Annotated in this window: 19 protein-coding genes; 8 read left to right on the forward strand and 11 right to left on the reverse strand. The window is 67.5% G+C overall.

From position 1 onward, the window contains the following. Positions 1-5: 5 nt before the first annotated feature. The 5 genes from CFB49_RS00745 to CFB49_RS35415 all read right to left on the reverse strand — a co-directional run bounded on the left by CFB49_RS00745 (position 6) and on the right by CFB49_RS35415 (position 3,958). Positions 6-653: a class I SAM-dependent methyltransferase gene (locus tag CFB49_RS00745; RefSeq protein WP_069618720.1), complete on the reverse strand. Its 648-nt coding sequence runs from the start codon at positions 651-653 to the stop codon at positions 6-8. 10 nt (positions 654-663) lie between these two features. Then, positions 664-1,386 (reverse strand): WbqC family protein, encoded by a 723-nt coding sequence (locus CFB49_RS00750; protein WP_089434369.1) that lies wholly within the window; start codon positions 1,384-1,386, stop codon positions 664-666. After that, on the reverse strand, positions 1,383-2,768 hold the full coding sequence (locus CFB49_RS00755; protein ID WP_089490542.1) for an NAD(P)/FAD-dependent oxidoreductase: 1,386 nt from the start codon (positions 2,766-2,768) through the stop codon (positions 1,383-1,385). Before CFB49_RS00755 ends, CFB49_RS00750 begins: the two co-directional genes overlap by 4 nt. Further along, positions 2,765-3,550 (reverse strand): TylF/MycF/NovP-related O-methyltransferase, encoded by a 786-nt coding sequence (locus CFB49_RS00760; RefSeq protein WP_089490543.1) that lies wholly within the window; start codon positions 3,548-3,550, stop codon positions 2,765-2,767. Before CFB49_RS00760 ends, CFB49_RS00755 begins: the two co-directional genes overlap by 4 nt. Positions 3,551-3,694: 144 nt before the next feature. Then, positions 3,695-3,958, reverse strand: a complete 264-nt coding sequence (locus CFB49_RS35415) for a hypothetical protein (protein WP_124504389.1) — start codon at positions 3,956-3,958, stop codon at positions 3,695-3,697. On the opposite strand from CFB49_RS35415, the gene CFB49_RS00765 reads away from it, so the two are divergent. From CFB49_RS00765 to CFB49_RS00775, 3 genes are all read left to right on the forward strand, one after another. Next, positions 3,957-5,729 (forward strand): O-linked N-acetylglucosamine transferase, SPINDLY family protein, encoded by a 1,773-nt coding sequence (locus CFB49_RS00765; protein ID WP_089434373.1) that lies wholly within the window; start codon positions 3,957-3,959, stop codon positions 5,727-5,729. The two genes, CFB49_RS35415 and CFB49_RS00765, sit on opposite strands and share 2 nt — an antisense overlap. Positions 5,730-5,928: 199 nt before the next feature. After that, positions 5,929-8,127, forward strand: a complete 2,199-nt coding sequence (locus CFB49_RS00770; protein ID WP_089490544.1) for an O-linked N-acetylglucosamine transferase family protein — start codon at positions 5,929-5,931, stop codon at positions 8,125-8,127. Then, complete coding sequence (locus CFB49_RS00775; protein ID WP_089490545.1) at positions 8,124-10,610, forward strand: tetratricopeptide repeat protein; 2,487 nt, start codon at positions 8,124-8,126, stop codon at positions 10,608-10,610. Before CFB49_RS00770 ends, CFB49_RS00775 begins: the two co-directional genes overlap by 4 nt. A gap of 241 nt (positions 10,611-10,851) precedes the next feature. Here CFB49_RS00775 and CFB49_RS00780 read toward each other — a convergent pair whose 3' ends face one another. From CFB49_RS00780 to CFB49_RS00790, 3 genes are all read right to left on the reverse strand, one after another. Beyond that, positions 10,852-11,148, reverse strand: a complete 297-nt coding sequence (locus tag CFB49_RS00780; protein ID WP_069618713.1) for a flagellar protein FliT — start codon at positions 11,146-11,148, stop codon at positions 10,852-10,854. Positions 11,149-11,178: 30 nt separating this feature from the next. After that, positions 11,179-12,597 carry a flagellar filament capping protein FliD gene (gene fliD / locus CFB49_RS00785; protein ID WP_069618712.1) on the reverse strand — a complete coding sequence of 473 codons (1,419 nt, stop codon included), beginning with the start codon at positions 12,595-12,597 and terminating at the stop codon, positions 11,179-11,181. A gap of 193 nt (positions 12,598-12,790) precedes the next feature. After that, on the reverse strand, positions 12,791-13,609 hold the full coding sequence (locus tag CFB49_RS00790; RefSeq protein ID WP_027783219.1) for a flagellin domain-containing protein: 819 nt from the start codon (positions 13,607-13,609) through the stop codon (positions 12,791-12,793). Positions 13,610-14,130: 521 nt separating this feature from the next. On the opposite strand from CFB49_RS00790, the gene rpsU reads away from it, so the two are divergent. Further along, positions 14,131-14,343 (forward strand): 30S ribosomal protein S21, encoded by a 213-nt coding sequence (gene rpsU, locus CFB49_RS00795; protein WP_006401410.1) that lies wholly within the window; start codon positions 14,131-14,133, stop codon positions 14,341-14,343. Between the two features lie 163 nt (positions 14,344-14,506). Here rpsU and CFB49_RS00800 read toward each other — a convergent pair whose 3' ends face one another. Then, the gene (locus CFB49_RS00800) at positions 14,507-16,630 is read right to left on the reverse strand and encodes a TonB-dependent siderophore receptor (protein WP_089490546.1); all 2,124 of its coding nucleotides are present in this window, start codon (positions 16,628-16,630) and stop codon (positions 14,507-14,509) included. A 230-nt stretch (positions 16,631-16,860) separates the two neighbouring features. Between CFB49_RS00800 and CFB49_RS00810 the strand changes: the two genes are divergently transcribed. Further along, a complete protein-coding gene (locus tag CFB49_RS00810; protein ID WP_089490582.1) occupies positions 16,861-18,102 on the forward strand; it encodes a PepSY-associated TM helix domain-containing protein in 1,242 nt (413 codons plus the stop codon). An 84-nt stretch (positions 18,103-18,186) separates the two neighbouring features. Here the strand turns inward: CFB49_RS00810 and CFB49_RS00815 are convergent, their stop codons facing one another. Then, positions 18,187-18,789 carry a DNA-3-methyladenine glycosylase I gene (locus tag CFB49_RS00815; RefSeq protein WP_069618710.1) on the reverse strand — a complete coding sequence of 201 codons (603 nt, stop codon included), beginning with the start codon at positions 18,787-18,789 and terminating at the stop codon, positions 18,187-18,189. Positions 18,790-18,931: 142 nt separating this feature from the next. On the opposite strand from CFB49_RS00815, the gene CFB49_RS00820 reads away from it, so the two are divergent. Next, the gene (locus tag CFB49_RS00820) at positions 18,932-19,813 is read left to right on the forward strand and encodes a BadF/BadG/BcrA/BcrD ATPase family protein (RefSeq protein WP_089490547.1); all 882 of its coding nucleotides are present in this window, start codon (positions 18,932-18,934) and stop codon (positions 19,811-19,813) included. Between the two features lie 134 nt (positions 19,814-19,947). Beyond that, on the forward strand, positions 19,948-20,772 hold the full coding sequence (locus CFB49_RS00825) for a Cof-type HAD-IIB family hydrolase (protein WP_089434379.1): 825 nt from the start codon (positions 19,948-19,950) through the stop codon (positions 20,770-20,772). A gap of 133 nt (positions 20,773-20,905) precedes the next feature. Here the strand turns inward: CFB49_RS00825 and aqpZ are convergent, their stop codons facing one another. Next, the gene (gene aqpZ, locus CFB49_RS00830; protein WP_006489324.1) at positions 20,906-21,649 is read right to left on the reverse strand and encodes an aquaporin Z; all 744 of its coding nucleotides are present in this window, start codon (positions 21,647-21,649) and stop codon (positions 20,906-20,908) included. A 299-nt stretch (positions 21,650-21,948) separates the two neighbouring features. Here aqpZ and CFB49_RS00835 point away from each other — a divergent pair, with 299 nt between their 5' ends. Beyond that, complete coding sequence (locus CFB49_RS00835) at positions 21,949-22,245, forward strand: H-NS histone family protein (protein ID WP_006489320.1); 297 nt, start codon at positions 21,949-21,951, stop codon at positions 22,243-22,245. Positions 22,246-22,254 lie beyond the last annotated feature (9 nt).

A 22,254-nucleotide genomic window follows, 5' to 3' on the forward strand; every position in this document is an offset into this window, starting at 1 on the left:
ACCGCTCAGATGTCCTTGCGGACGAGAATCGTGAATTCGTACAGGCCGTAGTCGTGCAGCAGCGCGACGTGACGCGAATAGCGGCGCTTGCAGCGATCGAACAGCGCGCACGGATCCGCGTAGTACAGGAGGTCCGGGCGCATGAACGGCGGATCGGAATACGACGTCAGGCAGTTGAACGCGAAGCCCAGTCGGCTCGTCGCGTGCAGCGTGTCGAGCGTCGCGTGGATGTAGTCGAGCCATGCGTCGTCGCCGTGACCGCGCCTGACGTTGAAGATGCCGGATGCGATCCCGTAGTCCGACGCGGCCTGCGGCACCGCGCCGACATGAAATGCGACGTTCGCGTCTTCGCGATAGCGCTGCCGCGCGGCGTCGACCATATCGGACGAGATGTCGTAGCCCGCATACGCGAAGCCGTCCGGTAGCGCACGCGCCTTCAGGAAATCGACCAGCGCGCCGTAGCCGCAGCCGATGTCGTTCACCGAGTGGCCGCCGGACTCGGGCAGGATCTTCGTCAGTTGTTCGAAGCGCAGGAACTGGCTGGTTTCGCCGTTCCAGTCGACGCCGCGCGCGGTCGCGCCGTGCTCCGCCAGCCGCGCGCTGTAGTACGCGGCCACTTCTTCCAGCAGGCTCGCATGCCGGGATTCGCTCATGGACATCGCCTCAGTCTTTCGAGGTCAGCGCGTACCGACGCGCTTCGGGACCGCAGTTGAACAGCACGTCGAGCACGGTCACGCCGTGGACGAAGTCGCCCCACTGCTGCGGATACTCGGGATAGCTCGGATAGTCGAACCAGCGCACCGCGACGCCGGCATCGGCGAACAGGTTCTCGTCGAGGTAGCTGCGCGCGGCCGGGCCGGACAGGTACTCGGACGCGCCCGCCTGCACGCACAGGTTCAGCAGCTTCTCGGTGCGGTCGCCGTGGAGCGCATAGTCCGACGTCGACGACACGCGCGTGCCGATCTCCAGTTGCCGCAGGACCCACGTCAGCATCGCGAAATTCAGCTCGCTCAGCATCCCGTAGGTGCGACCGGTGTAGAGCGCTTCGAGCTCGTCCGCATAGCGCGCGAAGTGCGGTGCGCGCGCGTAGTTCTGCTGCAGGGCCTTCCAGTGCAGCGGCGCCCAGTCGGCGCCGTCGATTTCGGTTTCGCGGATCGACTGGTGATACTTGCCCTTCACCTTCACCGGTACGCTCAGCCATTGCACGCCCTGCGGCGTCTTGATCTGGTTGCGGTTGCGCCAGTCGCGGCGCGTGTACTGCGCGTCGTCGTAGAGGATGAACTCGTCGCTGGCGGCGATCAGGTCGAAGTAGCCCTTCCACGGAATGTAGTTGGACTGCACGATCGCCACCCGCTTCGCGTCGCGGTTCATGGTCGCACCGCTCATGCCGGAATGTGACCGTACCGGTACATGTCGACGAGCTCGGGCGGAATGCCCCAGTCCGTTGCGCCCAGCTTGTCGTGCAGCGCCTCCAGGTCCGCGCGCATCGCGTTCCGAAGCTGTTCGACCATGCGATTGCGCGCCGGTACGAAGTCGTGCTGGTACGCGGCATTGATCTGATGGCGTACCGTCTTCGCGATCGCGGCCTCGCGCGTCATGTTGCGGATCAGCGGGCGTTCGGGCGCGAGTTCCGCGTAGCGCGGATCGATCGGCTCGCCGCGCATCGCCGCGACGAGATCGCGGCACAGCACCGGCGACAGGTGGAAACCGTCGCGCTTGGTGCCGCCGAGAATCCACAGGTCGCGCACGCTGGTTTCGCCGAACAGCGGATACAGGTCGGACGTCGTCGGTCGCCAGCCGACGTTGACGTTGACCAGGTTCGCGCGCGAGAAGCGGGTATTGATCTGGTCCATCGCGGACTTGAGCAGCGTGTACGCGCTGCCGGCGTGGCCGTACTCGTGCGGCACCGGGCTGATGTAGTTGCTGGCGCCGACGAGGGTCCGGTCAGGCCCGTACGGCGCCGAATACACACCGCACGCGAGGCCGCGGTTGGTCGTGCGCACGCAGTGCGTGTGCACGTTCTCCGTGCTCTGCAGTTCGATCGACATGCCGATGCCGTAGAACATCCGCTGCACCGGCAGATCGGGCAGGCTCGCCTGCAGCACGCGCGTCACGTTGGCGCCGTTGCAGAGAATGAAGCGGTCCGCGCCGAGCACGCTGCCATCGGACAGGCGCGCCCCGGTGACGCGTCCGGCCGCGGTGTCGAGCCGCTCGACCTCGGCGTCGATGAAGCGCACGTTGCCGGCTTGCGCGACCGACGCGGTCAGCGCGTCGAGAAACTGTTTCGGATTGACCCAGCCTTCGCGCTTCAGGAAGACCGCCTTCAGCGCGCGATAGCGCGGGTCCGGATGATAGTTCGGGATACCTGACGGATCGACCGTCTCGCAGGGCTCTTCGAATTCGCGGCAGAACCGCTGCATGGCCGCGAAGTTCTCGTCGTCGAGCGCGTCGGTCGCCGCGTTGTTCAGCACGAAGGTGCCGAAGCCGTGCGCGACCGCGCGCTCGGGCGTGCAGATTTCAGCGAATACGGCGGGCCAGGCCGCCGTCGCGCCGCGGCTCAGCTCGAACTTGAAGCGGTCGATCGGCGTGCCGAGCGAGTCGCCTTCCAGCTCGGTGAACGAATTGAGCATCGCCGCCGCAGCGCGCGTGGCCGAGCCGGGCCGATGCGCGTGGCCGACGATCACGAGTTCGACGCCCGCGTCGGCCTGCTGCCATGCGCGAGCCGTCATCAGGCCGAGAATGCCGTTGCCGAGGATTGCGATTTTCATTTGCGTGTGCCCCCACCTTCCGGGAATGACAGGTAGCAGAGCGACGGATAGGCTGCAGCCTTGTGGATCTGGTGCGGACGGTTGCCGAGCAGGTCGCGCAGGTAATGGACGCCTTCCGCGGGCAGCTGGCCGCCGCGGGTGAGCTGCCAGAACGCGACGACGCCGCCGGGCACCAGCCGCTCCATCACCGCGTTGAACGCGTGCCGGGTCGGCTCGATCACGTTCAGGTCGAACCACGCGAGCGCGACCATCTCGCCGGGATGCGCTTCGTCGAACGCCGCCAGCGTGTCGCGGCAGTCGCCTTCCCACACGTGGTGCTTGTCATGCACGTGTCCCATCGCGTTGCTGCGCTCGTGCAGGTTCAGCAGCTTGCGCAGCAGGTCGGCGTACTCGCCGGACAGCGAGTACGTGCCGTCGGAGAACAGCTTGCGGTCGCGCGTGTCGTGCTCGGCGAAGCCCGTGTAGCCCGTGAACGTATCGAATGCGTGGATCCGGCGCTGGAAGTTCAGCGGCTCGAGAATCGCGCGGAAGTTCTCGCACAGCACGGCGGTCTGCCCGCGCCACGTGCCGAGATCGAGGATCGCGCCCGGCAGCGGCACGATTTTTTGATAAATCTCAAAGGTCGCGAGAATGCGTGCGAGGAGCGAGCCGCGCACGAACAGGCCGAGCGACCGTTCCAGTTCCTCGCGCGTCGCGGGGTAGGTCTGCATCAGGTCGAACAGTTCGCGGCGCGCCGCGAGCTGATCGCCATCTGCGTTGGTGATGATCGCTGATTCGTGCATACACAGGGCTCCAGGCACAAAGGGTGTGACCGGACGAGCGCGTGTCGGCGCGGTGGCATCGGAATGCGCAACCGTCCTGGCGTCGCAGGTCGGACATCTTTCTACGATCAAGTCTAGCGAGCGCCGCCAGGATCGAATGTCGGATTAGCGGGTGGTTTCACCCCGCATTTCGATGGATGCGCGCGTGTCCGGCGCGAATTCGAGGCGCCCGCGGGTGCGGCTTGCAGTCGTGGGAATAGCGACCAATTCCAGCACCTGCTCGCCAAATTGGAACGCGGCGTGCGCGTGGAGAATTCGGACACGTCGGAGACCGTCGGTGCGTGCGTCCGCGGGCGAAGGCGTGTGCCGACGCAGCGGCGCCGGCCGCGATTCGAATCCCGTATTGGCTACCAGGACGACATAGCTCATGATGCCCACCTCCCCCGCCGCCGCCACGATCGAACAGGCGCTGGCGCACCATCAGGCCGAACGGCTGGAAGAGGCCGAGACGCTGTACCGGCAGATCCTTGACACCGATCCCCGGCACGCGGACGCGCTTCACCTCCTCGGCCTGATCGGCCATCAGTACGGGCGCTATCAGGAGGCATCCGACCTGATCATGGCGGCGATCGAGATCCGGCCGGACGCGATGTACTACTACAACCTCGGCAACGTGATGCAGGCGGACAACCGTCACGCCGCCGCCGTCGAGTGCTTCCGTCTCGCAATCGAGCTGCGACCCGACTACGTCGATGCGTACAACAACCTCGGCAACGCGCTGCGGCTCGCCGGCGACGTCCGCGCGGCCGTCGATGCGTTCTGCCAGGCCATTGCGCTGAAGCCGGACAACGGCCAGGCCTACAACAATCTTGCGAATGCGCTGTTCGACCTGAACGAGATTCCGGCCGCGCTCGAGGCTTACCGGCACGCGGTCGCGCTGCGCCCCGAACTGCCGGAGCCGCGCAGCAACCTGCTGTTCGCGAGCCACTGCAGCGAAGCGTTCGACCACGACGCCTATCTCGCCGAGGCCGCGCGCTACGACGCACTCGTCACGCGGTGCGCGAAGCCGTGGACGGACTGGCTCGTCGACCTGGCTCCCCGGGTCGGGCGGCCGCTGAAGGTCGGCATCGTGTCGGGCGATCTGAAGTCGCATCCGGTCGGCTATTTCATCGAGAGCATGCTGAAGCATCTCGACGCGAACCGGATCGAGATGCATGCGTACCCGACGCGCGACGTCGAGGACGACGTGACCGCCCGCATCAAGCCGGCCTTCTCGACATGGACCAGCATCGCCGGCCTGAGCGACGAAGCGGCGGCTGCGCGTATCCGCGCGGACCGCATCGACGTGCTGCTCGACGCGGCGGGCCACACGGTCTACAACCGCCTGCCGCTGTTCGCGTGGAAGCCGGCGCCGCTGCAGGCGAGCTGGCCCGGTTATTTCGCGAGCACCGGCGTGGGCGCGATCGACTACGTGATCGGCGACCGTCACGTGCTGCCGCCCGCCGAGGCCGCGCATTTCACCGAACGGCCGTGGCATCTGCCGGACAGCTATCTGTGCTTCACGCCGCCGGCCGAGCCTGTCGACGTCGGCGCGCTGCCGATGCTCGCGAACGGCCATCCGACCTTCGGCTATTTCGGCAAGCTCGCGAAGATTACCGATCACGTCGTCGCGGTCTGGTCGCGCGTGCTGCAATCGGTCACGGGCGCGAAGCTGTTCGTGAAGGCCGAGCATCTCGACGATCCGCGCGAGCAGCAGGCGCTTGCCGCGCGCTTCGCGGCGCACGGCATCGACGCGCAGCGCCTGATCCTCGAAGGCCGCTCGCCGCGCGCCGAATACCTGGCCGCGTACGGGCGTGTCGACCTGATGCTGAGCCCGTTCCCGTATCCGGGCGGTACGACGACCGCCGAAGCGCTGTGGATGGGCGTGCCCGTGCTGTGCCGGCGCGGCGAGCGCTTCCTGTCGCACATCGCCGAGAGCCTGCTGCATTCGGCGCGGCTGCCCGAGTGGATCGCGGACGACGACGCCGCGTATGTGGCGAAGGCCGTCGCGCAGGTCGGCCAGCCCGCCGAGCTGGCGGCGCTGCGCACGACGCTGCGTGCGCAGGTGCTCGCGTCGCCGCTGTGCGACGCGCCCCGCTTCGCGCGCCACTTCGAGGACGCACTGCACGGCATGTGGGCGCAGCACGTCGCATCCGCGTGAGGCCGCTCACGACTTGACGTGCATGGGCCTTTCCACGTTGGCGGCAAGCGGAACATGGCGTCCCTCGCGCTGAGCACCGCGCCGCCGTCGTCGGGATGGCGCGCGATGGGATTGCGGCGCCGGCCGTGATGATCGGGCACGGCGGCAGGCTGATCGACTTCCGACGCGAACCGCATCCCTATTGAGCAGGACAGACGAGATGGACGGAACAGGACAGGCATTGCAGGCGGCGCTCGCGCATCATCAGGCGGGGCGTCTCGCGGAAGCGAAGACACTGTACGACGCGATCCTCACCGCGCAGCCGGGCCAGCCGGATGCACTGCATTTCCTCGGGCTGCTGGCATGCCAGCTGAAGCAGTACGACGCGGGGCTCGCGCTGATGGAGCAATCGCTCGTCGAGCGGCCGGATGCGTCGTACTTCAACAACCTGGGCAACATGCTGCGCGAAAGCGGCCGGCTGGACGACGCGATCGCGCACTACCGGCGCGCGGTGGGGCTGCGACCGGACTATCCGGAGGCGCACAACAACCTCGGCAACGCGTTGCGTGACGCACGCGAGCCGGCGGCCGCGATGCAGAGCTGCGCGCGCGCGATCGAGCTGCGCCCCGGTTACGCGGAGGCGTACAACAATCTCGGCAACGCGCTGCAGGACCTGGGTGACCTCGATGGCGCCGCCACGCATTACGGCCGCGCGATCGAGCTGGATGCGTCGATGGCGATGGCTCACGCGAACCTGAGCGCCGTGCGTCACAAGCAACTGCGCTGCGCGGAAGCGCTCGCGCATGCGCAGGACGCGATCCGGCTCGCGCCGAACCTCGGCGACGCACATAACCACGCGGGCAACGCGTATCACGGACTGAACCGGCTCGAGGATGCGCAAGCGAGCCATCGCATGGCCGTCGCGCTCAATCCGGCGGACGCCGGCGCATGCCACAACCTGTCCGTCGTGCTGCTGAAGCTGCAGCGGCTCGACGAGGCGCTCGTGTATTGCCGGCAGGCGTTGCAGGCCGGTCCGCCGGCCGTGTTGATGCACGTCAATCTCGGCGATATCCTGCGCGCGCAGGGCAACGTCGATGCCGCGGTCCAGGCCTATCGCGACGCGCTCGCGCTGGTGCGCGACGATGCCGACGACGTGGCGGCGACCGTGCTGAACCGGCTGCTGTTCAGCGCGGCGGCGTCCGCTTGCGTGAGCCCCGCCGACTATCTGGCCGACGCGCGACGCTACGGCCGGCACCTGGCCGGGCGTTCGACGCGCCATGTGCACGATCCGCGCGAGCGGGACGCGCGCGCGCAAGGGCGGCCGCTGCGCGTCGGCTTCGTGTCCGGCGACCTGCGCCTGCACCCGGTCGGGATCTTCCTGGAAAGCGTGCTCGCGCACCTCGAGCGCACGCGCATCGACCTGCGCGTGTACGTGACCACGGACGAGGAGGACGCGATCACCGCGAAACTGAAGCCGCACGCGAACGGCTGGCGCTCGATCGCCGCGCTGGGTCCGGACGTGGCCGCGCGGATGATTCACGACGACGAAATCGACGTTCTCGTCGACCTCGCCGGCCATACGCAGTCGAGCGGGCTCCCGGTGTTCGGCTGGAAACCCGCGCCGGTGCAGGCGAGCTGGCTCGGTTTCTTCGCATCGACCGGCTGCGACGCGATCGACTACTTCATCGGCGACCGCTACACGCTGCCGGACGCCGAAGCGCATCACTTCGTCGAGAAGCCGTGGCGGCTGCCGGACAGCTTCCTGTGCTTCACGCCGCCGGCCTGCGACGTCGAGGTCGGCCCGTTGCCGATGGCGGCGAGCGGCCATCCGACGTTAGGTTGCTTCGGCCAGCTCGTGAAGATCGGCGACGACGTCGTGCGCGCATGGTCGCGCATCCTGCACGCGCTGCCGAACGCGCGGCTGCTGCTCAAGGCGCACGAACTTAGTCGCGAGGGCGTGCGCGACACGACCGCCGCGCGCTTCGCGCGGCATGGCATCGACGCGGACCGGCTGATCCTCGAGGGCGGTTCGCCGCGCGCGGAATACTTGGGCGCATACAACCGCATCGACGTCGCGCTGAGCCCGTTCCCGTACCCGGGCGGCACGACCACGGCCGAAGCGCTGTGGATGGGTGTGCCGGTGCTCGGCATGAAGGGCGGGCGCTTTGTCACGCACATCTGCGAAAGCGTGCTGCACGCGGCGGGCATGGGCGAATGGGTTGCTGACGGCGAGGACGGCTATGTCGCGAAGGCGATTGCGGCGGTGCACGATCGCGAGCGCCTCGCGGCGCTGCGCGCGAGCCTGCGTGCGCAGCTGCTCGCGTCGCCGTTGTGCGACGCGCGCCGGTTCGCGGCGCATCTCGAAGCGGCGTTCCTCGCCATGTGGCAACGCTATACGAACCCGGAGCAGGAAGCATGAACGATATCCACGACACGCTGCAGTCCGCGCTCGCGCATCATCAGGCGGGGCGTCTCGCGGAAGCGAAGACACTGTACGACGCGATCCTCACCGCGCAGCCGGGCCAGCCGGATGCACTGCATTTCCTCGGGCTGCTGGCATGCCAGCTGAAGCAGTACGACGCGGGGCTCGCGCTGATGGAGCAATCGCTCGTCGAGCGGCCGGATGCGTCGTACTTCAACAACCTGGGCAACATGCTGCGCGAAAGCGGCCGGCTCGACGACGCGATCGCGCACTACCGGCGCGCGGTGGGGCTGCGGCCGGACTATCCGGAGGCGCACAACAACCTCGGCAACGCGTTGCGTGACGCACGCGAGCCGGCGGCCGCGATGCAGAGCTGCGCGCGCGCGATCGAGCTGCGCCCCGGTTACGCGGAGGCGTACAACAATCTCGGCAACGCGCTGCAGGACCTGGGCGAGCACGAAGCGGCGGCCGCGAGCTACGCCAAGGCCGTCGCGCACCAGCCGCAGTACGCGGATGCGTACTGCAATCTCGGCAACGCGCTGCATGCGCAGGAGAAATTCGACGATGCTGCGGATGCCTATCGTCGCGCCATCGCGCTGCAACCGGGCTTCCGTGTCGCGCACCGGGGGCTGAGCGCGACGCTGCGCGCGGCCGGCGATCTGCAAGGCGCGATCGACCATGCGCGCGAGGGGCTCGATCCGGGCGACGCGGACGCGCACTGCGTGCTGGCAAGGTTGCTGCAGCGCATCGGCGATTTCGACAAGGCGCTCGAACTGCTCGAGCAGGCGGTCGCGATCGACCCCGCGCATGCACAGGCATGGGCGTGGCTCGGCGATTTGCGCAACCAGCAGGGCGAATACGGGCAGGCGGTGAAGGTGTGCCGGCGTGCGATCGAGCTCGATCCCGAACTGGCCGACGCATACAACTTCCTTGGCTTCGCGTATCACAACCTCAACTTGCTGGCCGCCGCGGAGTTGAGCCACCGGCATGCGATCGACTTGAACCCGGACGATGCCGACGCGCATCACAACCTCGCCGCCGCGCTGTTTCGGCTCGAGAAGCTCGACGAGGCGATGAAGCACACCGAGATCGCGAGGGCGCTCGGCATCGATCCGCTGAAGGTCCAGATGACGCTCGGCGACATCCTGTGGGCGAAAGGGGATCTCGCCGGCGCGCTGGATGCGTTCCGCTCGGCGATCCGGCACGACCTGCATCGCGCGTACTCGCGGATGCTGTTCAACATGTCGAGCTCACCCGCGTTCGAGCCGCAGGAGTGGGTCGCTGAAGCGCGCCGCTACGGCGAGCATCTCGAGCGCGACGCGCATCCGTTCGAGCACGACCGCGCGCAGCGCGTCGCGCAGGCGCAGGGGCGGCCGCTGCGCGTCGGCTTCGTGTCGGGCGACCTGCGGCAGCACCCGGTCGGCATCTTCCTTGAAAGCGTGCTCGCGCGGATCGACCGGTCGCGCATCGAGCCGCATGCCTATGTGACCTTCGTCGGCGAGGACGACGTGACCGCGCGGCTCAGGCCGAACTTCGCGAGCTGGAAGAAGGTGGTCAGCCTGGGCCGCGAGGAGGCCGCGCAACTGATTCGCGACGACGGCATCGACATCCTGATCGATATGGCAGGCCATACCAACTGGAGCGGCTTGCCGATCTTCGGGCACAAGCCCGCGCCGGTGCAGGCGAGCTGGCTCGGTTTCTTCGCGACGACCGGTTGCCGCGCGATCGACTATTTCATCGGCGATGCGCATACGCTACCGGCCGACGAGGCGCATCACTTCACCGAGCGGCCGTGGCGGCTGCCGGACAGCTACCTTTGCTTCACGCCGCCGCCGTACGATGTCGCGGTCGGCCCGCTGCCGATGGGGGCTCATGGCGGCGTCACGTTCGGCTGCTTCGGCAAGCTGATCAAGATCAGCGACGAGGTCGTCGCGCTGTGGTCGCGCATCCTGCACGCACTGCCGGACGCACGCCTGCTGCTGAAGGCCCATGAGCTCGGTGCCGGCGACGTGAACCAGGCGACGCTCGAGCGCTTCGCGCGGCACGGCATCGGCGCGGATCGGCTGATGCTCGAAGGCGGTTCGCCGCGTGCGGAGTACTTCGCCGCGTATAACCGCATCGACATCGCGCTGAGCCCGTTTCCGTACCCGGGCGGCACGACCACGGCCGAAGCGCTGTGGATGGGCGTGCCGGTGCTCGGGATGAAGGGCAGCCGGTTCGTCACGCACATTTGCGAAAGCCTGCTGCACGCGGCGGGCATGGGCGACTGGATCGCGGAAGACGAGGATGCGTACCTCGCGAAGGCCGTCGCGTTCGCGCGCGACCGCGACGGGCTCGCGACGCTGCGTGCAACGCTGCGCGAGCGCGCGCTGGCGTCGCCGCTGTGCGATGCGTCGCGCTTCGCACGCAACCTCGAGGACGCGCTGCACGGCATGTGGGCCCGCTACGTGGCCGGCGAGACGGCACCCCGGGACGCGTGACGAGCGGGATCGCGCCACGGCTGGAAGCCGCGCTCGCGCATCGTCGGGCCGGCCGCCCGAGATGATCGACGCGGCCGTCGAGCGGGCGACGCGGGCGTAGCCGGCGCGATCCGGCGCGCGCTCCCGCCTGCAGGCGAAAAAAAAGCCGCATTGAAGCGGCTCGACGGTACGGCGACAACGGACCGCTCGACTGGCGGCGTCTTTTAATTCGAAATGCGCGGCGGGCGAGACGCCCGGCCGGTCACAGCATGCCGGCTTTCTGGTACTGGCTCGCGGCCTCGATCCGCTCCCGGGACTGCGCAAATTCCGCGGCCAGGCGGTCACGGTCCGTCTGCGCATGCTCCGTGATCGACGCGTCGATCGCCATGATCTGCCGCACCTGGTCCAGCACGTCCGGGGTCTGCTCGCCGGACAGGTTCATCAGCAGCGGCGAGCGTTCGTCGGCGAGGGCCGCGACGCGCACCCAGTCGCGCGCATCGGCCGCCGACTGCATGGCACGGGTCAGGTCGAAGGCGCGGGACAGCGTGTCGTTCGTCATGGTTCTGCTCCGAAGGGGGGCGGCCAACGCTTACTTGTTGTTGGCCATCGCGCCGGCGCTGTTCTGGCCGCCGAACAGCTGGGTCAGGTAGCGGGTGTTGTTCGCCATCGTCGCCATCAGCGTGTTCAGCGCGGTGAACTGCGCATTGTATTGCTTGGTCAACTGGTCCGAGTAGCTCTGTAGCTGCGTCGCCTGACCCTGCACACTCTTCAGGTCGGCGTTGATCGCGTTGGTGCGCTGGTCGATCAGGCCGGACGTCTGCGTGTACGAGTTGATGTTCGCATTGAGCGCCTGGGCGATGCCGTTCGTCTGGTTGAAGATCGCCGTCACCGCGGAACTGTTCGACTTGAGCGCGGTGGTCAGCGCGGCGGTGTCGACCGACATCGCGCCGGTCGAGTCCACGTTGATGCCGATGCTGCCGAGCGCATAGGTCGTGCCGCCCGTCGTGACGCCGCTGCTGAGCGTCGTCGCGAGTGTGTTCCTGATCGTGTTCAGCATCGCGTCGCCGAGCAGCGGGCCGGCGGTCTTCGCGGTCGAGTCGTAGCTCGACAGCGATTTCGCGGTATTCACGAAGTTGGTATACGCGGTCGCGAAATTGTTGATCGCGGTCGTCGCCGCGGCCGTGTCTTGCGACAGCGTGATGGTTTGCGTCGTGCCGACCGCGGCCTGCGACAGCGCCAGCGTGACACCCGTCAGCGCGCCCGACACGTTGTTCGACGCGCTCGACACCGGCGTGCCGTCGATCGTCAGCTTCGCATCGGCGGCCGGCGTGACGGTCGTGTACCCCGACGTCAGTTTCGAGTTGACGCCTGTGCCCGTGATCGAGATCGTGCTGGCTGCACCGGTGAGGTTCGACTGCATCACGAGATGCTGGCCGTCCGAACCGGTGATGACCGACGCGGTGACGCCGGCATTGCCGGACGCGGAGTTGATCGACGACGCGATGTCGGACAGCGACGCGCCGGCCGCCACGTTGACGTTGAACGCGGGGTTGCTGCCGAAGGTGATGCTCAGCGAGCCGGCCGAGATCGTGTCCGCCGACGTCACGCCGGCCGACGACAGCTTGTTGGCGGTCGCGAGCTGCGTGACATTGACCGAATACGAACCGGCCACCGCGCCGCTGCCGCTCTTGATCGTCGTCGCGATGCCCGTGCCGCTCGCCGTCGCGGCCAGGCTGCCGAGCGCGGTGCCGTCCGAGAGGCCGGTGAGCGCGGTCTGCAGCGCGGACAGCGCGCCCTTCAGCTGGCCGATCGCGGACAGCTGCGTATTGTCGTTCGTCTGCCGGGTCTGCAGGGCCTGCAATTGCCCGGCCGTCTTCGCGTTCACCAGCGTCGTGACGAGCGTATTGACGTCGAGCGTCGAATTGGTCGCGCCGCTGATGATCGATTGACCTGCATTCGCCAGGATGGTGCTGATGTCCGTGCTGCTGACGGGGGTCGTGGTGGCCATGCCGTTGCTCCGGTCGTCCGCGCAATCAACGTGCGCGATGCGGCGGGGCGCCGCGGTTCAATGCAAAGAGGGAGGCGTGCCTCCCTGAAGAATTCCGGTCCGGGCGGTTTCGGCGGCGTCGCGATGCGTCGCATGGCGACGCCGCCGTGCCCGGAGGCGGGCGGGCACGTGGCCCGCCGCGGGTGCTGCTCGATTAGCCGAGGAGCTTCAGGACTTGCTGCGGCAGCGAGTTCGCTTGCGCCAGAACCGAGATACCAGCTTGTTGCAGCACTTGCGCCTTGCTCAGGTTCGCCGTTTCCGTCGCGAAGTCCGCGTCGGTGATCTGCGAGCGAGCGGCGGTCATGTTGGTTGCCTGGGTTTGCGTCGTCGAGATCGCAGCCTGGAACGTGTTCTGTGCTGCGCCCAGCGTTGCCTGGAACGTGTTGACTTGCTTCAGTGCCGCGTCGATCGCCGTGATCGCCGATTGCGCGCCCGACTGGGTGGCGACGCTCAGGCTGTTCACGCTCATGCCCGTGCTGTTCCAGTTCGCCGTGCCGAAGTCGACGGTAACGACCTGGTTTGCTGCTGCGCCGATCTGGAACGTGACGCTGCCGGCGCCGCCCAGGATGGTCTGGCTGTTGAACGTCGTTTGCGATGCGACACGGTCGATTTCGCTGAGACGCGTCGTCACTTCAGCTTGCAGGTTCGCGCGGGCGCTCGAATCCAGCGAGCCGTCGCCCGCTTGTTGTGCCAGCGTACGGATACGCTGCAGGTTGTCGACCGTCGATTGCAGCGCGCCGTTGGCGGTCTGGATCATCGAGATGCCGTTGTTCGCGTTTGCAACACCTTGCGTCAGCGCATTGATTGCCGCCGTTTGCGACGTCGAGATCGCCAGGCCTGCTGCATCGTCAGCAGCGGTGTTGATGCGCTTGCCCGACGACAGGCGGTTGATTGCTTGCGACAGTGCGCTTTGCGAGCCCGACAGATTCGTCTGCGTCGTCAGCGAAAGGATGTTGGTGTTGATGTTCAGCATTTGCTTCCTCGTTTTGGAAAATGCCTGAGATACAGACAGGTTCTGATTTCGGCGTGGCGCTTTTTTGCGTCTGGCGCTGCCCGCCTTTCCTGGTTGACGGCGGCACCCGGCGAAAACTTTAGAGGGATGTTCGAGGAAATTCGGGACGGAAGGACCGGTTTCGCCGGGAAGGCGCACGGGGCATGGCGGGCGGCGTGGCGGCCGTGGCGCGAGAATCGCGCGGTTGGGCGGAACGCTCGCCCGCGATCGACAAAAGGGTGGTTTTGTCTGTGATTCTCTGCTATGATGGCGGGCTGAATTGAGATTTTCTGTCACGCCTTTGCCGGTTTCGGCATGTCTGCTGGCAGTCAAACGCGGCGCTGCACGCGGTTGTGAAGCGTACTCGCGGTGCTTTCCGCCTCTCTTTTCCGGCCTCCGAGGCCGTATTTCCGCTCGTTTCGCCTGTTGTGGGGACGCTCGGATGGCCGGTGCGTGGCGCTTGGCCGCTACGTTTTTGACCGTTTAAGCAATTTAGGAACGACATGACGACGATTCTTCTGAAAGAAAACGAGCCGTTCGAAGTGGCGATTCGCCGCTTTCGTCGCGCTATCGAAAAAAATGGCCTGATCGCTGAACTGCGTGAGCGCCAGTCTTACGAAAAGCCGACCGCAGTCCGCAAGCGCAAGAAGGCAGCAGCCGTCAAGCGCCTGCACAAGCGTCTGCGCAGCCAGATGCTGCCGAAGAAGCTCCACTAAGCGCGTCTGACGGTTCGCCGCGAAACGGCGGAGTGTGCCTCGACAGAGGCCGCTCCGCCGTTTTGCTTTTGCGGGCCGGGAAAGCCCCGATGTCGCGACGGCCGAGGGGCCGCGCGATGGTTTCGGCCCACGTCCGGCGGTTTTCGACCGGCGGACGCGGCGTTCAGAAGTCGATCTTCGCGCTCAGGCTCACCGTGCGCGGGTCGCCCGGCTTCACGTAGTCCGCGTACTGGTATTCCCAGTAACGGCGGTTCAGCACGTTGTCGATCGACGCGCGCAGCGTCACGTCGTGGCGGCCGACCCGCGTCAGGTAGCGCGCGCCTGCGTTGACGACGAGAAAGCCCGGCGCGTCGAGGCCGCCGGCGGCGCGCAGCGGCGTCGCGCCGGTGAATTTCGCGTCGACGCCGAGCGTCAGCCCCGGCACGCCCGGCACCGCATAGCCGACGTCGCCGGCGAGCACGAAGCGCGGCGCGCCGGCAACACGGTTGCCGTTGTTGCCGATCCCGTTCGCGTACCACGCGTCGAGCAGCATCGCGTCGACGCCCGCGCTCCAGCGCGCGCCGAATTTCGCGCGCGCGCCCACCTCGATCCCCTGAATGACCGATTCGCCGTCCTGCACGTAGACGTTCGCGGCATTCGCATATTCGGCGCTGCGCTCGATGCGAAACAGCGCGGCCGTCGCGCTCCAGCGCGCGTGCCCGCTCTTGATCCCGAGCTCGTACTGCCTGCTGCGCAGCGGCTCGAGCACCTGGCCCGCGTTCGCGTAGACGTCGTTCACGCGGCTGCCGGGCTCGAGCGATTCGGCATAGCTCGCGTACGCGGTGGCCGTCGGCGCGAGCTTGAACATCACCGCGAAGGTCGGCGTCACCACGCCGTTCTGGCGATAGCCGGGATCCTCGGCGCCGCTCGCCTGGAACGCGCGCTGCGCGTAGTTCATGTAGCGCACGCCGGCCAGCACCGACCAGCGCTCGGTCAACTGCACGGTGTCGCTCGCGAACAGCGATTTCTGCACGATCTCGCTCGTGCGGTACTGGATGAAGCCGTGCGGACTCTCGTAGCGGTACGGATTCGGCGCATAGAGGTTGCCGGCGCCGAGCGGCACGAATACGCTGTTCGCCGAATAGTCGTTCGCCTGCTTCTGCCACGACGCGCCGAGCACGATCTGGTGGCCGAACGGGCCCGTGCGCACCTTGCCCTCGACCATCGCGCGCCACTGGCTGAAACGATGATCCTCCATGCCGACGTAGCGGCTGTCGGTGTAGTTGCCGGCCGCGTCCTGCAGGTATAGCGTGCTTTCGTTGCGGCGGCGCGTCGCCTTGCTGTAGCTGTACGCGACGTCGAGCTGCCAGTCGGGGGCGAGCTGGTATTGCAGCCCGGCCGTATAGAGCTGCAGGTTCGTGTTCAGGTACTGGTCCTTGCCGCCCAGGTTCGTCGACCCGCCGCTGATCGTGGCGGGCAGCGCGCCGCCCGGATAGCTGCCGGTGAAGATCGACGGCGTCTGGCCGGTCGTGCGGCGATCCTGGTACAGCGCGCCGAACGACACCGAGAGGTCGTGCGTCAGGTTCGCCTGCAGCGCGACCGACACGCTGTCGCGGCGGATGTTGCCGTCGTTGTACGTCTTGCCTTCCTCATGCGTCGCGTTCAGCCGCGCGCCGAACATGTTGTCTGGCCCGAAGCGCTGGCCGAGATCGACATGCTCGGTCCACACGCCGGTGCTGCGGTAGCCGATGTCGACGCCGCGTACCGGTTCGGCGCCCGGCTGCTTCGTCACGTAGTTGACGACGCCGCCCGGCGTCACGAAGCCGTACAGGAAGCCGCCGAGCCCCTTCAGCAGCTCGACGCGTTCCAGTTGCTCGTACGGCATCGTGATGCCGTACGTGACGAACGGCAGTCCGTCGATCTTGTAGCCGTTCTGCCAGTCGAGCTGCATGCCGCGCACGGTCATGTAGCTGGCCCACGCGCTGTACGCGCCGCTGTTGTCGGACACCGACGCGTCGTTCGCGAACACGTCGCCGAGCTTGTACGGCTGGCGCGCCTCGAGCTCTTCCGACGTGACGATCGTCGTCGAGAACGGCGTGTCGAGCTGACGGCGTGTGCCGAGCGCACCCGTCGAGATCGTGTCGGTCAAGTGTTGCGGCGAATCGTGCGCGGCCGTGATGTCGAGGGCGGGCAGCACCGCGGCGTCGCCGGGCGAATCGTCCGCATGCGCGAGCGACGCGGCAACGCAGGCGAGGGCGGCGGCCACGCGGCGTGGACGGACAGGAGGGCGGGCGAGGCTGACGGTCATGGCGAGCGAGCAAAAATGCGAGTAAGAATCATTCGCATTGAGTTAAAATGTCGCGCATCGTATCAAAACCTGCTGATCGCGCAACAATTCCACGCCGCGTACAAGGGCATCCGGCCTCGCCTGATCGGGCCGGACGACCGCCGCGCGGCGCCCGGACATCCAATGAACTGCATCCCGTCGAATCGGGGCCGCCGCTCGTGCCGGCCCGCTTTCCGTTCGCTGCGCACGCGATGAATGCGTTCGTGCGACCGTTTCTCGTGCGCCTGCACCGCTGGTTCGGGCTCGCCATCGCGCTGTTCCTGTTCGTCGCGGGGCTCACCGGCGCGCTGATCGCGTGGGACCACGAGCTCGACGCGGCGCTGAACCCGGATTTCTATACCGCGCGCAGCGGCGGGACGCCGCTTGCGCCGCTCGAACTCGCGACGCGCATCGAGGCCGCCGATCCGCGCGTGCAGGTGACCTATCTGCCGCTCGCGGTCGAACCGGGGCACACGCTGCAGGCGGGCGTGATGCCGCGCCTCGATCCGGCGACCGGCCAGCCGTACGCACTCGGTTTCAGCCAGATCGCCATCGATCCCGCGACCGGCGCGGTGCAGGGCCGCCGCGAATGGGGGGCGCCGTCGCTCGCGCGGCTCGACCTGATGCCGTTCATCTACCGGCTGCACTACTCGCTGTTCCTGCCCGTGTATGGCGGGATCAATTTCGGGTTCTGGGTGATGGGCGTCGTCGGCATCGTGTGGGCGATCGACAGCCTGATCGCGCTCGTGCTTGCGTTTCCGAACCTGAAAAGCTGGCACAAGTCGTTCGTGTTTCGCGTGCGGCGCGGCGGCTATCCGCTCGTGTTCGACCTGCACCGCTCGGGCGGCGTGTGGGTGTGGGGGCTGCTGCTCGTCGTCGCGGTCACGTCGATCTCGATGAACCTCGCCGTTCCGGTCGTGCGCCCGCTGGTGTCGCTGGTTTCGCCGCTCGCCGAAACGCCGTATACGAATCCCGAACATTTCCCGCCGGCCCGGCCGGGCAGCCAGGTGCTGCCGCGCGAACGGATCGTCGAGATCGCGCGCTCGGCCGGCCGCGACGCGGGGATCGTCGCGCCGCCGGGCGCGCTGCTGTTCGCGCCGGCGATGAACGCCTATGCGGTCGGGTTCTTCACGCCGGGCAACGACCATGGCGACGTCGGGCTCGGCAATGCGTGGCTGTACTGGAATGCGGTGACCGGCAAGCCCGTCGCGGCACAGGTGCCGGGCCGCGGTTCGGCCGGCGACCTGTTCATGCAGGCGCAATTCCCGCTGCACTCGGGGCGCATCGCCGGGGTCGCCGGACGGGTCGCCGTCAGCATGCTCGGCATCGTGATCGCGATGCTGAGCGTGACGGGCGTCTGCATCTGGGTGAAGAAGCGCAGCGCACGCGTGCGGGCCGGGCGGAGCGCGCGACCGGTCGTGCCGGCGGCGTCTTCGTCGCGCGCCGCGCGGTAAAGGTCAGGCGGCAAGCGGCAAGCGGACGGCGCCGCCGCCGCGGGGCAGCAGCGCGGCGCCGATGCCACGTTTGGGCCGGCGCCGTCAGCCCGCCTTGCGCCGGCGTGCCGGCTGCTTGCCGCCGAGCGCCGCGCACTGCGCGTGGCACGGGCAGCCGGCTTCGTGATCGTTGACCATACCGGTTGCCTGCATCAGCGCATAGCAGATCGTCGAGCCGACGAACTTGCAACCGTACGCTTTCAGCGCCTTGCTGAGCGCGTCGGACTGCTCGGTCGATGCGGGCGCGTCGCGGTACGACTGCCACGCATTCTGGATCGGCGTGTCGCCGACGAACGACCACAGGAACGCGGCGAGCGACCCATGCTCCTCGCGAATGCGCTGCACCGCGCGCGCGTTGGTCACCGCCGATTCGACCTTCGCGCGGTTGCGTACGATGCCCGGGTTCTCCAGCAATTTCTCGATGCGCTTGGGCGTGAAGCGCGCGACGGCATCGACGTCGAAATCGGCGAACGCTTCGCGATAGCCCGCGCGCTTGTTCAGGATCGTCGACCACGACAGCCCGGCCTGCGCGCCTTCCAGGATCAGCATTTCGAACAGGTGGCGATCGTCGTGCGACGGCACGCCCCACTCGGTATCGTGGTAGTGAGCGTCCGCTTCCGTCTTCACCCAGTTGCACCGCTGCGACATCGTCTGCCTCGTTTTCAGTATCGATTCGATCGCGCCAGCATAGCGGAAGCCCTTTTGGCGGAATAGTCGGCCGAACGGCAGATGGGCGCGCGGCGCCGATCCGGTTAAGCTTGGCGCCTGTTCGAATCAGCGGGATGAAGGCATGGCGGCATTACTTTTTGCGATCGGCATCGACGGCGGCGGCACGGGCACGCGCGCGGTGCTGGCCGATCGGCACGGGCGCGAGCTCGCGCAGGGGCGCGGCGGCCCGTCCGGGCTCGGTCTCGGCATCGAGCGCGCATGGGCGTCGATCGGGGCGGCGTGCGCGGACGCGTTCATGCACGCCGGCCTCGCGTTCGACTGGTCGCAGTGCGCGCTCGGCTGCGGGCTCGCCGGCGTCAACAACGCGGCATGGCTCGCCGCATTCCGCGCGCAGGCGCCGCTCGGCGCGCTCGCGATCGAGAGCGACGCGTATACGACCGTCGTCGGTGCGCATGGCGGCGCGCCGGGGCTCATCGTCGCGCTCGGCACCGGCAGCATCGCGGCGGCGCTCGATGCGGACGGCGCGTGCCGGATCGCGGGCGGTTTCGGCTTTCCGTCCGGCGACGAGGCGAGCGGCGCGTGGCTCGGCGTGCGCGCGCTCGCCTATGCGCAACAGGCGCTCGACGGCCGCGTGCCGCGCGACGCGTTCGCCACGGCCCTGCTCGCGGAAACGGGCGCGCAGGATCGCGACGCGCTCGTCCAGTGGTCGTGCGACGCGAACCAGACGATCTACGCGCGTCTCGCGCCGATCGTGTTCGCGCACCGCACGCATCCGGTCGCGAGCGCGCTGATCGCGCAGGCCGGCGACGAGATCGGCAAGATGATCGACGCGCTCGATCCTCAGCAGGCGCTGCCGGTCGCGCTGTGCGGCGGGCTGGCGGACGCGCTTGCGCCCGCCGTGCCGGCGCGGCACGCCGCCCGGCTGCGCGCGCCGCTCGACGATTCGGCACATGGTGCGCTGCGGCTCGCGCTGCGTGCGTTGCGGACGACGGAGGGTGGCTGAGCTGAGCGCGAGCGGGATGGATGCCGCGCCGCAGCAGCACCTCGGGCCGCGTGGCCGGCAACCGTCCGGCGCGCGGCGGGGCACGACGTTAAAATGACGCTTCCTCCGTGCCGCGAGCGCCGCTCTCCCGTCCCATGTACAAAGTCATCGCCACCGATCTCGACGGTACGCTGCTGAACAGCGACCACCAGCTCGACCCGTACACGATCGACACCGTTCGCCGGCTCGACCGCGACGGCGTGCAGTTCGTGATCGCCACGGGGCGCCACTATGCGGACGTCGCCGGCATTCGCGACGTGCTGGGCATCCGGCCGTACCTGATCACGTCGAACGGCGCGCGCGTGCATGCGCCGGACGACACGACGATCCATTCGCAGGACGTCGACGCAGCGATCGTTCGCCGCCTCGTGCAGCCGGAAGTCGTTGGCGCGCATGGCCGCGTGATCGTCAACCTGTTCACCAACGACGGCTGGCTGATCGACCGCGAAGCGCCGCACCTGCTCGAATTCCACCAGGATTCGGGCTTCCGGTACGACGTGATCGACATGGCCGCGCACGACGGCGCGAATATCGCGAAGGTGCTGTATATCGGCGAACCGGCCGATCTGGCGGTCGTCGCCGAGCAGATGCGCGTGCGGTTCGGCGATACGCTGTACGTCACGTACTCGCTGCCCGACTGCCTCGAAGTGATGACCGCGAACGTGTCGAAGGGGCGCGCGCTGCGCACCGTGCTCGCGCGGCTCGGCGTCGATACCGGCCACTGCATCGCGTTCGGCGACAACATGAACGACATCGACCTGCTCGAAACCGCCGGTCATGCATTCATGATGAACAACGCGAACCCCGACCTGGTGGCGCGGCTGCCGCACGTCCCGCGGATCGGCAACAACTTCGACGCGGGCGTCGCCCGCCACCTGCGCACGCTGTTCTCGCTCGAAGACGACGTCGTCGCGTCCTGAGCGCCCGCCCCGGCGCTGTTTCCGTACGCGGAAATGAAAAACGGGCGCCGCAGGGGCGCCCGTCGAAATGACTTGCCTCGTGTTCTTCGACAGCGTGAGGCTCGCTGCTCTGCTCGCTTGACCCCGTAGTGTTTTATTCGCTTGTGCGAGCGGATGCGGGCAGCAGGTCGACGGCGTCGTCACGTCCGGCGACCAGCGGGTAGATGATTCCGGCGAGTACCGCGCCGATCAGCGGCGCGACCCAGAACAGCCAGAGCTGGCCGATCGCGTCGCCGCCGACGAACAGCGCCGGGCCGGTCGAGCGCGCCGGGTTCACCGACGTGTTGGTGACCGGGATCGAGATCAGGTGAATCAGCGTCAGGCACAGCCCGATCGCGATCGGCGCGAAGCCGGCCGGCACGCCGCGCTTGTCGGTCGCACCGAGGATCACGAACAGGAAGAAGCCCGTCATCACGACCTCGCAGATGAACGATGCGGCGAGCGAGTAGTGGCCGGGCGAGCGATCGCCGAAGCCGTTCGTCGCAAAGCCGCTGCCGACCACGTCGAAACCCGGCTTGCCGGTTGCGATCAGGTACAGCACGAATGCGCCGAGCGTGGCGCCGACGACCTGCGCGACGATGTACGGCGCGAGATCGCGTGCCGGGAAGCGGCCGGCGACCGTCAGGCCGACGCTGACCGCCGGATTCAGGTGGCAACCCGAGATGTGGCCGATTGCGAATGCCATCGTCAGCACGGTCAGGCCGAAGGCGAGTGCGACGCCGGCAAAGCCGATGCCGAGGCCCGGAAAGGCGGCGGCCAGCACGGCGCTTCCGCACCCGCCGAGCACCAGCCAGAACGTGCCGAATACCTCTGCAGCGAGACGCTGAGAAAGATTCATGTAAGGACCTCGTCCAAGTGGATTGAAGACCCGGGGCGGCGCACCGAATTTATTGCGCTACCGGGAATTGGTCTGGATTATAGGAAATGAATCGGGCGCGGGAGGGTAAACGATTGTTAAATTTGAATGGCTGACGAATGCCTTTTATTAGAATAAGTCCGCATTCTCGATATAGGCGATTCGGTTAAAGATGGCAGCATTAATTTCGAAGGGCAGGGCGGCAGTGCGGATGACGTAACGGATGTTGGTGTCCCGGCCGGATTCGCCGGGGCCGCATCATCGAAAAGGGGAGTCGAAAAATGTCTCAATACGCGAAACTCAAGGCGCAGATCGCCGATCTGCAAGCGCAGGCGGACGACGTGCGGCGCCAGGAAGTGGCGGCGGTGATCGCCGATGTCCAGCGAATGATTGCCGAATATGGCCTGACGGCCCAGGATCTGGGCTTCGCGGAGCGAGCGCGGCGCGGGCGTCCGCCGAAGAAGGCGCCGCTGCCGCCGAAATACCGCGATCCGAAGTCGGGGGCAACCTGGAGCGGGCGCGGCAAGCCGCCGAATTGGATCGTCGGCAAAAACCGCGATCGTTTCCTGATCGAGTGACGGAAAGCC

It is taken from the genome of Burkholderia sp. AU17457 (assembly GCF_002223255.1).
Classification (GTDB): domain Bacteria; phylum Pseudomonadota; class Gammaproteobacteria; order Burkholderiales; family Burkholderiaceae; genus Burkholderia; species Burkholderia sola.